Genomic DNA, 12,584 nt, shown 5'->3' with positions numbered 1-12,584 from the left:
CCATGACAACCGTGGTGGTCGTTCGCAAGGGCGGCCAGGTGGCGATCGGTGCCGACACGCTGGTGACCTTCGGGGACACGCGCCTGACGCACCGCTCGGAGGACAACCGCAAGCTGTTCACCGTCGAGGGCGCGAACGGCCGCAGCGTCTTCGCCGCCTCGGGCTCGATCGCGCACTTCCCGGTGCTGCGTCATGCCCTGGCGGCCATGCCGAAGGCCGAACTGCGGCTGGGCAGCAAGGACGAAGTGTTCCTCACCTTCACCAAGCTGCACCCGGTGCTCAAGGAGACGTTCTTCCTCCAGACCAAGGAGGAGGACCACGATCCCTACGAGTCCAGCCAGTTCAGCCTGCTGCTGGCCAACGCGAGCGGCATCTACGGCGTCTACAGCTACCGCGAGGTGTTCGAGTTCAAGACGTTCTGGAGCATCGGCTCGGGCCGCAGCTTCGCGCTGGGCGCGATGCACGCGGCCTACGAGCGGGCGCGCAGCGCGCGCGAGGTGGCCGAGGCGGGGCTGGCGGCGGGCTGCGAGTTCGACCGCAGCACGGCCGGGCCGCTGGAGATCATCACCCTCAAACTGAAGGCGGGCGCCTGAGTCCGGCCGCCGATCCATTCACAGCCAATTCGACAAGGGGACACGCATGAGCGAGCAACAGGTCAAGGTGCCGGACATCGGCGACTTCAAGGACGTCGCGGTGATCGAGGTGCTGGTCAAGCCCGGCGACACCATCGCGGTCGAGCAGTCGCTGATCACCGTGGAGTCCGACAAGGCATCGATGGAGATCCCGTCCAGCCATGCGGGCGTGGTCAAGTCGGTCGCCGTCAACGTGGGCGACAAGGTCAGCGAGGGCTCGGTGGTGCTGACGGTGGAAGCGGCCGAAGGCGCCGCTGTCGCCGCGCCGGCGCCGGCGGCCCCCGCGCCGGCCGCCAGCCCGGCGCCGGCGGCATCCGCTCCGGCGCCCGCGCCCGCCCGCGCGCCTGCGCCGGCTGGCAGCTACGCCGGCAAGGTCGACATCGAATGCGACACGCTGGTGCTCGGCGCCGGCCCCGGCGGCTACTCGGCCGCCTTCCGCAGCGCCGACCTCGGTATGAAGACCGTGCTGGTCGAGCGCTACGCCACGCTGGGCGGCGTCTGCCTGAACGTGGGCTGCATCCCCTCCAAGGCGCTGCTGCACGTCGCCGCGGTGATGGACGAGGTCAAGCACTTCGCCGATCTCGGCGTCGACTTCGGCGCGCCCAAGGTGGACCGCGCCAAGCTGCTGGCGCACAAGAACAAGGTGGTGGGCAAGCTCACCGGCGGCCTGGCGGCGATGGCGAAGATGCGCAAGGTCACGACCGTGCGCGGCGTCGGCACCTTCCTCGACCCCTACCACCTGGAAGTCGACGAGACGACCGGCGACGGTTCCCAGACGACCGGCAGCAAGAAGGTCGTCAAGTTCCGCAATGCCATCATCGCGGCCGGCTCGCAGGCGGTGAGCCTGCCCTTCATGCCCAAGGACGACCCGCGCGTGGTCGATTCCACCGGCGCGCTCGAACTGGCGACCGACCCCAAGCGCATGCTGATCCTGGGCGGCGGCATCATCGGCCTGGAGATGGGCACGGTGTACTCCACGCTCGGCGCGCGGCTGGACGTGGTCGAGATGCTCGACGGCCTGATGCAGGGCGCCGACCGCGACCTGGTCAAGGTCTGGCAGAAGATGAACGCGCCGCGCTTCGACAACATCATGACCTCGACCAAGACCGTCGGCGCCGAGGCGACCAAGGAAGGCATCAAGGTCATGTTCGAGGGCGCCAACGCGCCCAAGGAGCCGCAGGTCTACGACCTGGTGCTGCAGGCGGTGGGCCGCAGCCCCAACGGCAAGAAGATCGGCGCCGAGAAGGCCGGCGTCGCGGTGACCGACCGCGGCTTCATCCCGGTGGACGTCCAGATGCGCACCAACGTGCCGAACATCTTCGCCATCGGCGACATCGTCGGCCAGCCGATGCTGGCGCACAAGGCGGTGCACGAGGCGCACGTGGCGGCGGAGGTCATCGCCGGCGAGCAGAAGGGCGACCGGGAACTGGCGAGCGCCGCCTTCAACGCCCGCGTGATCCCCAGCGTGGCCTATACCGACCCCGAGGTGGCGTGGGTGGGCCTCACCGAGGACCAGGCCAAGGCCGAGGGCATCAAGGTCAAGAAGGGGCACTTCCCGTGGACCGCGTCGGGCCGCGCCATCGCCAACACGCGCGACGAGGGCTTCACCAAGCTGCTGTTCGACGCCCAGACGCACCGCATCCTGGGCGGCGGCATCGTCGGCACGCATGCCGGCGACATGATCGGCGAGATCGCCCTGGCCATCGAGATGGGTGCCGACGAGATCGATATCGGCAAGACCATCCACCCGCACCCCACGCTGGGCGAATCCATCGGCATGGCGGCGGAAGTGGCGCACGGCACCTGCACGGACCTGCCGCCGCAGAAGAAGGGCTGAGCGTCCTGCGCGACGCGCACCCAACGAAAAATCCCGCCGACGGCGGGATTTTTTATGGGCCTTGCAGGCCCGGTGGAAAGGGCGGAGGGCTTATTCGCCCGACGCGCCGTCCTCGATGACCCGCCGCGCGCCATTGAAGCGGCGCTGCCAGTAGCTCACGTTCATGCTTTCCACGCGCACCTCGGCGCCCGTGCGCGGCGAGTGGATGAACTTGCCGTCGCCGATGTAGATGCCGACATGGCTGAAGGCGCGGCGCATGGTGTTGAAGAACACCAGGTCGCCCGGACGAAGCTCGCTGCGGTCGATCTTCTCGGTGGCGGCCGCCTGCTCCTCGGCGCGGCGCGGCAGCAGCTTGCCCACCGACTTGTCGTACATCGCGCGCACGAAGCCGCTGCAGTCGAAGCCCGTCTCGACGCTGTTGCCGCCGCGGCGGTAGGGTACGCCCAGGAAGCCCATGGCGCTGAGCACCAGTTCCGAAGTACGGTCGCTGACCGAATGGCGCACGTGCTCGATGCGGTCCATCAGCCCGGGGCGGGCCTGAATTCCCTCCGTCTCGTCGGTCGGGGCTGCGTGGGCGGAGGCGGCCAGGACGAAGGCGAGCAGGGAGAGGGGGATTCGGCGCATGGGCGCGTAGGATATTGATGACACTGAATCATGTCAATTTGGAAGTTACATTCGAAATCCTGCATAACTCTTTGAATCAAAAAGATTTTCTGCAGTGCAGCAAAATTAAAGTTGTAACAGGTGCGATCTAAATTGCCTTTGGTCATGCATGGGCAAGACACAGGTGTCACGGAAATGAGGTGCAAAGTGTTCCTTTCTGTGTGCAACGGGTGGCAAGAGATGACAACTTCCAAGGCGCGATCGCTGGGGCGAAACATCGCCTGGGCCCTGCTGGTGCTCGGTGCGTCGGTTTCGGCCCAGGCGCAGGCCCAGCCGCAGCCGCAGGTGGTGGCCGCGGGGCTGGAACACCCCTGGGCCGTGGCCTTCCTGCCGGAACAGCGCTTCCTGGTCACCGAGCGGCCCGGGCGGCTGCGGGTGGTCGAGGCCGACGGCCGGCTGGGCGAGCCCGTCGCCGGCGTGCCGGCGGTGGCCGCGGGCGGGCAGGGCGGCCTGCTCGACGTGGCGACGGACAGCGAATTCGCCCGCAACCGCACGCTGTACCTGTGTTTCTCGGAGCCGGATGCGGCCGGCCGCGCCAACGGCACCGCGCTGGCGCGCGCTCGGCTGTCCGACGACCTGCGACGGCTGGAGGGGGGGCAGGTCATCTTCCGCCAGCAGCCCAAGGTGGCCAGCCGCAACCACTTCGGCTGCCGCATCGTGGAAGGGCGTGACGGCACGCTCTTCCTCACGCTGGGCGACCGCTTCAGCCGCAAGGAGGATGCACAGACGCTGGACAACCACCTGGGCAAGGTCGTGCGCGTGGGCAAGGACGGCAGCGTTCCGAAGGACAACCCCTTCGTCGGCCGCGCCGGCGCGCTGCCGGAAATCTGGAGCTATGGCCACCGCAACAGCCAGGGCGCGACGCTCGGGCCGGACGGCCGGCTGTGGATGCACGAGCACGGCCCGCAGGGCGGCGACGAGATCAACCGGCCGCAGCCCGGCCGCAACCACGGCTGGCCGGTGATCACCTACGGCGAGAACTACGGCGGTGGCGCCATCGGCGAAGGCATCACCGCCAAGGCGGGCATGGAACAGCCGCTCAAGTACTGGGTGCCGTCCATCGCGCCCTCGGGCATGGCCTTCCTCACCAGCGACCGCTACGGGCCGGCCTGGAAGGGCAACCTCTTCGTCGGCTCGCTCAAGTTCGGCTACCTGGACCGCATCGAGCTCGCGGGCGACAAGGTGACGGCCGAGCACAAGCTGCTGGAGGCCGGCCGCGAGCGCATCCGCGACGTGCGCCAGGGGCCCGACGGCCTGCTCTACGTGCTGACCGACGCGCAGGACGGCAAGCTGATCCGCCTCGTGCCGCGCTGAAGCGTGCGGCCGCCGCGGGCCCGATCGCGGAGACAATGGCAGCCATGCTGCTCGACGCTTCCTCCTCCCAGCTCGTGCTGGTCGACTACCAGGCCCGCCTCATGCCCGCCATCCACCAGGGCGAGGCCGTGCTGGCCAACGCCGTGCGGCTGGCGAAGCTGGCGCAACTGGCCGAGGTGCCCGCGTTCGGCACCGAGCAGAACCCGGCCCGGCTCGGCGAGAACGCGCCCGAACTGCGCGCCCTGTGCCGCCGCACGCTGCCCAAGATGCATTTCAGCGCCGTGGCCGAGGGCTTGGCCGACTGGCTGCGCCCCCCGGCCCGCGCGCCGCAGGGCAACGCGCGCAGCCTGCCGCGCCACCTGCAGAAGGAACGCGCGGCCGCCGCGCCGGCGGCGCGCGAGAGTATCGTGATCGCCGGCTGCGAGGCGCATGTGTGCCTGCTGCAGACGGCGCTGGAGCTGCTGGAGGACGAGTTCGAGGTCTGGGTCGTCACCGACGCCTGCGGTTCGCGCACCGAGCGCAACCGCGACGCCGCCTTCGACCGGCTGGCCGGCGCGGGCGCCGAGCTGGTGACGACGGAGATGGTCGGCTTCGAGTGGCTGCGCAGCGCCGAGCACCCGGCCTTCAAGGCGCTTCAGGCACTCATCCGCTGACGCCCCGGCACGGGGCCGGCCAGCAGCGGCGGCTCGCCGGCCAGGCTGCGCAGCGCCTCCACGTCGCGCACGATCACCGTGTAGCCGGCCACCTCGATGCAGCCCAGCTCCGCCAGGCGGCGGAAGCTGCGCGACAGCGTCGCCTGCGCCATCACCAGCTGCTGCGCGATGGAGCGCTTCTGCACCGGCAGGTGGATCGCCGGCGCGTGGTCCGGCCCCGGCTGGCTGGGCTGGCGCAGCAGCCACAGCGCCAGGCGGCTGAGCACATCCTTGGTCGCGAGTTCGTGGCGGCCCTCGGTCAGCTCGCGCACGCGCTCGGCCATCACGCGGCCCATCGCGTGCAGCAGCGCGGCATCGGCCTGGGCGCAGGCGATCAGCGTCTGCAGCGGCAGGGCCAGCAGTGTCACCGGCACCGGGCAGGTGGCCGACTCGATCCAGGCCGAGTCCAGCCAGGCGCCGGCGATGTCGAACCACTGGCCGCGCTCGACGATGCGGTTCTCCACCAGGCCGCCGTCCTCGCCTGGCCGGCCCACCACGATGCGGCCTTCGGCCACCAGCCACCAGGCCGGCGGGAAGGCCGGCGGGGCGCCGCGGACCAGGCCCGGCGGCAGCAGGTGCGGCTGCAGCGCCGCGGCCAGCCGCTCCAGGCTCGCCTGCCGCAGGCCGGACGGGGCGAAGGCCATGCGCAGCAATTGCGCATCGGCGCGCAGGCCCGTCCCGGGCGCGGCCGCGGGGGGCCGGGGACGCGCGCAGGCCGGCCCGGGGGACGGCGGGCGCGGTGCGGGGGACAAGGCCGGCGGCATCGACGGAGACTCCTGCAGGTTGGCAAGGCAAAGGGAAAGAGGGATGCTGCGAATCTGCCAAGAGCCGGCGGCCGCGGGTTTGAGCCATCTCAAGGGTCGGGCCCGTGGCGGCCGTGATGCGGGTGGCGCGTGCGCCATGTCAGACATGCGCAAGGCCGCCTTCCATAATGGGCCGCATGCGGTGGCGCCCCTGGCGGCGCTCCTCCGCCCCCGATCCGAAAAGCACAAGGCGGCCCTGCGCTGCCAGGAGACAGCCATGAGCACCCGATTCGAGGACTTCTACCGCCGCTCCATCGAGGAGCCCGAGGCCTTCTGGGCCGAGCAGGCGCAGCTGATCGACTGGCACGTGCCGCCCCGGCAGATCCTCGACGCCGCCCGCCCGCCCTTCTACCGCTGGTTCGTCGGCGGGCAGACCAACCTGTGCCACAACGCGGTCGACCGCCACCTGGCCGCGCGCGGCGACCAGCCGGCGCTGATCGGCGTCTCGACCGAGACCGGCGCCGAGCGCACCTGGACCTTCCGCGAACTGCATGCCGAGGTGCAGCGCATGGCCGCCGGCCTGATGGCGCTGGGCGCGGGCCGCGGCGACCGGGTGCTGATCTACATGCCGATGATCCCCGAGGCGGTGTTCGCCATGCTGGCCTGCGCGCGCATCGGCGCCGTCCACTGCGTCGTGTTCGGCGGCTTCGCCAGCGCCTCGCTGGCCTCGCGCATCGAGGATGCCGAGCCGAAGGTGGTGGTCAGCGCCGACGCCGGCTCGCGCGGCGGCAAGGTGATCCCCTACAAGCCGCTGCTGGACGAGGCGATCCGACTGTCCGCCCACAAGCCGCCGGCGGTGCTGCTGGTGGACCGGGCGCTGGCGCCCATGGAACTGACCGCGGGCCGCGACCACCTGGCGGCCGACCTGCTCGCCCGCCATGCCGGTGCCGAGGTGCCCTGCGCCTGGCTGGAGGCCACGGACATCAGCTACACCATCTACACCAGCGGCACCACCGGCAAGCCCAAGGGCGTGCAGCGCGACGTGGGCGGCTACGCGGTGGCGCTGGCGGCCAGCATGAAGCACATCTTCGACGGCCGGCCCGGGGAGACCTACTTCTCCACCAGCGACATCGGCTGGGTGGTGGGCCACAGCTACATCGTCTACGGGCCGCTGCTGGCCGGCATGGCGACGCTGGTGTACGAGGGCCTGCCGACCCAGGGCCTGGACCGCCAGCCCAACGGCGGCATCTGGTGGCAGCTCGTCGAGAAGTACAGGGTCACCGTCATGTTCAGCGCGCCGACGGCGGTGCGCGTGCTCAAGAAGCAGGAACCGGCGCTGCTGAAGAAGTACGACCTCGCCAGCCTGCGCTCGCTGTTCCTGGCCGGCGAGCCGCTGGACGAGCCCACCGCGCGCTGGATCAGCGATGGCCTGGGCGTGCCCATCATCGACAACTACTGGCAGACCGAGTCCGGTTGGCCGATCCTCACCCTGGCCAATGCGGTGGAGCCCAAGGCGCCCCGCTTCGGCAGCCCCGGCGTGCCGATGTACGGCTACAAGGTGAAGATCCTGCACGAGGCCACCGGCGAGGAGCTGACCGCCCCGGGCGAGAAGGGCGTGGTCGCCATCGAGGGGCCGACGCCGCCGGGCTTCATGCAGACCGTGTGGCGCGACGACGAGCGCTTCGTCCAGACCTACTGGAAGAGCATCCCGGGCAAGCTGGTGTATTCCACCTTCGACTGGGGCATCCGCGACGAGGACGGCTACTACTACATCCTGGGCCGCACCGACGACGTGATCAACGTGGCCGGCCACCGCCTGGGCACGCGCGAGATCGAGGAGGCCATCTCCGGCCACCCCAACGTGGCCGAGGTGGCCGTGGTGGGCGTGGCCGACCCGCTCAAGGGCCAGGTGGCGATGGCCTTCGTCGTGCCCAAGGCCGGCGGCGCCGCCGGCGACGCGGCCGAGGCGCTGAAGCTGGAGGGCGAGATCATGCAGGCCGTGTCCGAGCGGCTCGGCGCCCTGGCCCGGCCGGCGCGGGTGCGCTTCGTGGCCGGCCTGCCCAAGACGCGCAGCGGCAAGCTGCTGCGCCGCGCCATCCAGGCCGTTTGCGAGCAGCGCGACCCGGGCGACCTGACCACCATCGACGACCCCGGCACGCTGCAGGCCATCCGGGCCCTGGTGACGGCCGGCTGAGCGGCCCGTGTTCGGGTCCGGCCCGCTTGTCCTGGCGGGCGCACGTGCCAAGAATGCCCTTTCTTCCCGGCGGAAAGACGGGATTCGCGCCGCGCCTGCGTTCCGAGGGGCGGCCGTCATCCATTTGACGTGGCACAATGCGAAGGTACTCAGGCCCTTCCCAGCCACAGTCGCATCCGCCAACCGGTTCAGCCGTGTCGCGGAAGGTTTTTCTAACCAGCTAATGCTTCCTGAAGGGAAGCGGAGGTCAGCGGAACATGAGTGATTCCCCGTCCATCTACACCGCCTATCAAGGCAATTCGTACCTCTTCGGCGGCAACGCGCCCTATGTCGAGGAGATGTACGAGAACTACCTCGCCAACCCGGGCAGCGTGCCCGACAACTGGCGCTCCTACTTCGACGCCCTGCAGCACGTGCCTGCCACGGACGGCAGCGACGCCAAGGACGTTCCCCACCAGCCGGTCATCAACGCCTTTGCCGAGCGTGCCAAGCAGGGCACCGCCAAGGTGGTGCAGGCCAACGGCGCCGACTCCGAACTGGGCCGCCAGCGCACCGCCGTCCAGCAGCTGATCGCCGCCTACCGCAACGTCGGCGCCCGCTGGGCCGACCTCGATCCCCTCAAGCGCACCGAGCGCCCCGCCATCCCCGAGCTGGAGCCTTCGTTCTACGGCTTCACCGACGGCGACATGGAGACGGTGTTCAACACCAGCAACACCTTCTTCGGCAAGGACACGATGTCCCTGCGCGACCTGCTGAACGCGCTGCGCGAGACCTACTGCGGCACCATCGGCGCCGAGTACATGTACACCACCGACCAGACGCAGAAGCGCTGGTGGCAGCAGAAGCTCGAAAGCGCCCGCACCAACCCCAAGCTGAGCACCGAGCAGAAGAAGCACGTGCTGGAGCGCCTGACAGCGGCCGAGGGCCTGGAGCGCTTCCTGCACACCAAGTACGTCGGCCAGAAGCGCTTCTCGCTCGAAGGCGGCGAGAGCTTCATCGTCTCGATGGACGAGCTGATCAACCGCGCCGGCGAGAAGGGCGTGCAGGAGATCGTGATCGGCATGGCCCACCGCGGCCGCCTGAACGTGCTGGTCAACTCCCTGGGCAAGGCGCCCAAGGACCTGTTCTCCGAGTTCGACCACACCGCCCCCGAGGACCTGCCCAGCGGCGACGTGAAGTACCACCAGGGCTTCAGCTCCGACGTGAGCACGCCCGGCGGCCCGGTCCACCTGTCGCTGGCCTTCAACCCCTCGCACCTGGAGATCGTCAACCCGGTGGTCGAGGGCTCGGTGCGCGCCCGCATGGACCGCCGCGGCGACGCCGAGGGCGACTCGGTGCTGCCGGTGCTGGTGCATGGCGACGCCGCCTTCGCCGGCCAGGGCGTGGTGATGGAGACGCTGGCGCTGGCCGAGACGCGCGGCTACTACACCGGCGGCACGGTGCACATCGTCATCAACAACCAGATCGGCTTCACCACCAGCGACCCGCGCGATTCGCGCTCCACGCTGTACTGCTCCGACATCGTCAAGATGATCGAGGCGCCGGTGCTGCACGTGAACGGCGACGACCCCGAGGCGGTGGTGCTGTGCACGCAGCTCGCCCTCGAGTTCCGCCAGGAGTTCAACAAGGACGTGGTGGTGGACATCGTCTGCTTCCGCAAGCTGGGCCACAACGAGCAGGACACGCCCGCGCTCACCCAGCCGCTGATGTACAAGAAGATCGCCAAGCATCCGGGCACCCGCAAGCTCTACGCCGACAAGCTGGCGGCGCAGGGCCTGGGCGAGACGCTGGGCGACGACATGGTCAAGGCCTACCGGGCTGCGATGGACGCGGGCAAGCACACGGTCGATCCGGTGCTGACCAACTTCAAGAGCAAGTACGCGGTCGACTGGAGCCCCTTCCTCAACAAGAAGTGGACCGACGCCGCCGAGACGGCCATCCCGCTGGCCGAGTGGAAGCGCCTGGCCGAGAAGATCACCACGGTGCCCGAGGGCTTCACCGTGCACCCGCTGGTCAAGAAGGTGCTCGACGACCGCGCCGCGATGGGTCGCGGCGAGATCAACGTGGACTGGGGCATGGGTGAGCACATGGCCTTCGCCTCGCTGGTGGCCAGCGGCTACGGCGTGCGCCTGTCGGGCGAGGACTGCGGCCGCGGCACCTTCACCCACCGCCACGCCGTGCTGCACGACCAGAACCGCGAGAAGTTCGACGTGGGCACCTACGTGCCGCTGTCGAACGTGGCCGAGAACCAGGCGCCGTTCGTCGTCATCGACTCCATCCTCTCGGAAGAGGCGGTGCTGGCCTTCGAATACGGCTATGCCTCCAACGACCCCAGCACGCTGGTGATCTGGGAAGCCCAGTTCGGCGACTTCGCCAATGGCGCGCAGGTGGTGATCGACCAGTTCATCGCCTCGGGCGAAGTGAAGTGGGGCCGCGTCAACGGCATCACGCTGATGCTGCCGCACGGCTACGAGGGGCAGGGCCCGGAGCACAGCTCGGCGCGCCTGGAGCGCTTCATGCAGCTGGCCGCCGACGCCAACATGCAGATCGTGCAGCCCACCACGGCCAGCCAGATCTTCCACGTGCTGCGCCGCCAGCAGGTGCGCAACCTGCGCAAGCCGCTGGTGATCATGACGCCCAAGTCGCTGCTGCGGAACAAGGACGCGACCTCGCCGCTGTCGGAGTTCATCAAGGGCGGCTTCCAGACGGTCATTCCCGACAGCAAGGCGCTCAAGGCCGAGAAGGTCAAGCGCGTGATCGCCTGCTCGGGCAAGGTCTACTACGACCTGGCCAAGAAGCGCGAGGAAAAGGGCACTGACGACGTCGCGATCCTTCGCGTGGAACAGCTCTATCCCTTCCCGCACAAGGCCTTCGGCGCCGAACTGAAGAAGTACCCCAACGCCGTCGACGTGGTGTGGTGCCAGGACGAGCCGCAGAACCAGGGCGCCTGGTTCTTCGTGCAGCACTACATCCACGAGAACATGCTCGAGGGCCAGAAGCTGGGCTACGCCGGCCGTGCGGCCTCCGCCTCGCCGGCGGTGGGTTACTCGCACCTGCACCAGGAACAGCAGAAGGCGCTGGTCGACGGCGCCTTCGGCAAGCTGAAGGGTTTCGTGCTCACCAAGTAAGGAAGACCTGTCGGAGGCCGGCCCCAGCGCCGGCCTTCGCGCATGCACGCCCACGGCGCACGTGCCGCTCCCCAGAACGAACATCAGAGAACACACATGTCCATCGTTGAAGTCAAGGTTCCCCAGTTGTCCGAGTCCGTGGCCGAGGCCACGATGCTGCAGTGGAAGAAGAAGGCCGGCGAAGCCGTCGCGGTCGACGAGATCCTGATCGAGATCGAGACCGACAAGGTCGTGCTCGAGGTGCCGGCGCCGGCCGCCGGCGTGCTGGCCGAGATCGTGGCCGGCGACGGCGCCACCGTGGTGGCCGACCAGTTGATCGCCAAGATCGACACGGAGGGCAAGGCCAGCGCCGCCGCCCCCGCGCCGGCCGCTGCTGCAGCTCCGGCGACCGCGCCCGCCGCCGCTTCGTCCGCCTCGCCGGCGCCCACTGCCGCCGGCAAGGGCGACGTGGCCATGCCCTCGGCCGCCAAGCTGCTGGCCGAGAACAACCTCACCGCCGCCGACGTGGCCGGCACCGGCAAGGACGGCCGCGTGACCAAGGGCGACGTGCTGTCGGCCGTGGCCCGCGGCGCCGGCGCGCCGTCCGCCGCGCCCGCCGTGCAGATTCCCACCGGCGCGCCGAAGGCCGCGCTGCCGCAGGTGTCCGCCCCCGGCGGCAAGCAGGACCTGGGCGAGCGCCCCGAAGAGCGCGTGCCGATGAGCCGCCTGCGCGCCCGCATCGCCGAGCGCCTGCTGCAGTCGCAGGCCACCAACGCCATCCTGACCACCTTCAACGAGGTCAACATGGCGCCGGTGATGGAACTGCGCAAGAAGTTCCAGGACGCGTTTACCAAGGAGCACGGCGTCAAGCTCGGCTTCATGAGCTTCTTCGTCAAGGCCGCGGTCCACGCGCTCAAGAAGTACCCGGTGATCAACGCCAGCGTGGACGGCAACGACATCGTCTACCACGGCTACTTCGACATCGGCATCGCCGTGGGCTCGCCGCGCGGGCTGGTGGTGCCGATCCTGCGCAACGCCGACCAGATGAGCTTTGCCGACATCGAGAAGAAGATCGCCGAGTTCGGCAAGAAGGCGCAGGAAGGCAAGCTGGGCATCGAGGAGATGACCGGCGGCACCTTCTCCATCTCCAACGGCGGCACCTTCGGCTCGATGCTGTCCACGCCGATCATCAACCCGCCGCAGTCGGCCATCCTGGGCGTGCACGCCACCAAGGACCGCGCCGTGGTCGAGAACGGCCAGATCGTGGTGCGCCCGATGAACTACCTGGCGATGAGCTACGACCACCGCATCATCGACGGCCGCGAGGCCGTGCTGGGCCTGGTGGCCATGAAGGAGGCGCTGGAAGATCCGTCGCGCCTGCTGTTCGACCTGTAAGGAGCGG

At 69.4% G+C, this 12,584-nt stretch carries 9 protein-coding genes; 7 read left to right on the top strand and 2 right to left on the bottom strand.

The window, feature by feature from the left end; genetic code table 11:
* Positions 1-2 precede the first annotated feature (2 nt).
* Entirely contained in the window at positions 3-593 is a 591-nt protein-coding gene (locus ACIY1X_RS00135; protein ID WP_399677075.1) for an MFS transporter, read from the top strand.
* Between the two features lie 46 nt (positions 594-639).
* On the top strand, positions 640-2,469 hold the full coding sequence (lpdA, locus tag ACIY1X_RS00130; RefSeq protein ID WP_399677074.1) for a dihydrolipoyl dehydrogenase: 1,830 nt from the start codon (positions 640-642) through the stop codon (positions 2,467-2,469).
* A gap of 90 nt (positions 2,470-2,559) precedes the next feature.
* Here the strand turns inward: lpdA and ACIY1X_RS00125 are convergent, their stop codons facing one another.
* The gene (locus tag ACIY1X_RS00125; RefSeq protein WP_399677073.1) at positions 2,560-3,093 is read right to left on the bottom strand and encodes a C40 family peptidase; all 534 of its coding nucleotides are present in this window, start codon (positions 3,091-3,093) and stop codon (positions 2,560-2,562) included.
* A gap of 219 nt (positions 3,094-3,312) precedes the next feature.
* Here ACIY1X_RS00125 and ACIY1X_RS00120 point away from each other — a divergent pair, with 219 nt between their 5' ends.
* Together ACIY1X_RS00120 and ACIY1X_RS00115 are read left to right on the top strand one after the other, a co-directional pair.
* Positions 3,313-4,446 (top strand): PQQ-dependent sugar dehydrogenase, encoded by a 1,134-nt coding sequence (locus ACIY1X_RS00120; protein WP_399677071.1) that lies wholly within the window; start codon positions 3,313-3,315, stop codon positions 4,444-4,446.
* 44 nt (positions 4,447-4,490) lie between these two features.
* Complete coding sequence (locus tag ACIY1X_RS00115; RefSeq protein ID WP_399677070.1) at positions 4,491-5,099, top strand: isochorismatase family protein; 609 nt, start codon at positions 4,491-4,493, stop codon at positions 5,097-5,099.
* On the opposite strand, the gene ACIY1X_RS00110 is transcribed toward ACIY1X_RS00115, so the two are convergent.
* Positions 5,081-5,782 (bottom strand): Crp/Fnr family transcriptional regulator, encoded by a 702-nt coding sequence (locus ACIY1X_RS00110; protein WP_399677069.1) that lies wholly within the window; start codon positions 5,780-5,782, stop codon positions 5,081-5,083. The two genes, ACIY1X_RS00115 and ACIY1X_RS00110, sit on opposite strands and share 19 nt — an antisense overlap.
* Between ACIY1X_RS00110 and ACIY1X_RS00105 the strand changes: the two genes are divergently transcribed.
* The 3 genes from ACIY1X_RS00105 (at position 5,781) to odhB (ending at position 12,577) form a co-directional block, all read left to right on the top strand.
* The gene (locus ACIY1X_RS00105) at positions 5,781-8,075 is read left to right on the top strand and encodes a propionate--CoA ligase (RefSeq protein WP_399677068.1); all 2,295 of its coding nucleotides are present in this window, start codon (positions 5,781-5,783) and stop codon (positions 8,073-8,075) included. The two genes, ACIY1X_RS00110 and ACIY1X_RS00105, sit on opposite strands and share 2 nt — an antisense overlap.
* A gap of 257 nt (positions 8,076-8,332) precedes the next feature.
* The gene (locus ACIY1X_RS00100) at positions 8,333-11,203 is read left to right on the top strand and encodes a 2-oxoglutarate dehydrogenase E1 component (protein ID WP_399677067.1); all 2,871 of its coding nucleotides are present in this window, start codon (positions 8,333-8,335) and stop codon (positions 11,201-11,203) included.
* Positions 11,204-11,299: 96 nt separating this feature from the next.
* Positions 11,300-12,577, top strand: a complete 1,278-nt coding sequence (gene odhB / locus ACIY1X_RS00095; protein ID WP_038210271.1) for a 2-oxoglutarate dehydrogenase complex dihydrolipoyllysine-residue succinyltransferase — start codon at positions 11,300-11,302, stop codon at positions 12,575-12,577.
* Positions 12,578-12,584 lie beyond the last annotated feature (7 nt).

Origin of the sequence: Xenophilus sp. (assembly GCF_044462705.1) — a bacterium.
In the GTDB taxonomy this organism is placed as follows: domain Bacteria; phylum Pseudomonadota; class Gammaproteobacteria; order Burkholderiales; family Burkholderiaceae_C; genus Xenophilus; species Xenophilus azovorans.
This window is presented reverse-complemented; position numbering and strand designations above follow the sequence as displayed.

Coding starts and splice junctions, on each gene's coding strand:
- lpdA (WP_399677074.1), top strand. CDS start 640: ATGAGCGAGCAACAGGTCAAGGTGCCGGACATCGGCGACTTCAAGGAC.
- ACIY1X_RS00120 (WP_399677071.1), top strand. CDS start 3,313: ATGACAACTTCCAAGGCGCGATCGCTGGGGCGAAACATCGCCTGGGCC.
- odhB (WP_038210271.1), top strand. CDS start 11,300: ATGTCCATCGTTGAAGTCAAGGTTCCCCAGTTGTCCGAGTCCGTGGCC.
- ACIY1X_RS00125 (WP_399677073.1), bottom strand. CDS start 3,093: ATGCGCCGAATCCCCCTCTCCCTGCTCGCCTTCGTCCTGGCCGCCTCC.
- ACIY1X_RS00135 (WP_399677075.1), top strand. CDS start 3: ATGACAACCGTGGTGGTCGTTCGCAAGGGCGGCCAGGTGGCGATCGGT.
- ACIY1X_RS00105 (WP_399677068.1), top strand. CDS start 5,781: ATGCGCAGCAATTGCGCATCGGCGCGCAGGCCCGTCCCGGGCGCGGCC.
- ACIY1X_RS00100 (WP_399677067.1), top strand. CDS start 8,333: ATGAGTGATTCCCCGTCCATCTACACCGCCTATCAAGGCAATTCGTAC.
- ACIY1X_RS00115 (WP_399677070.1), top strand. CDS start 4,491: ATGCTGCTCGACGCTTCCTCCTCCCAGCTCGTGCTGGTCGACTACCAG.
- ACIY1X_RS00110 (WP_399677069.1), bottom strand. CDS start 5,782: ATGGCCTTCGCCCCGTCCGGCCTGCGGCAGGCGAGCCTGGAGCGGCTG.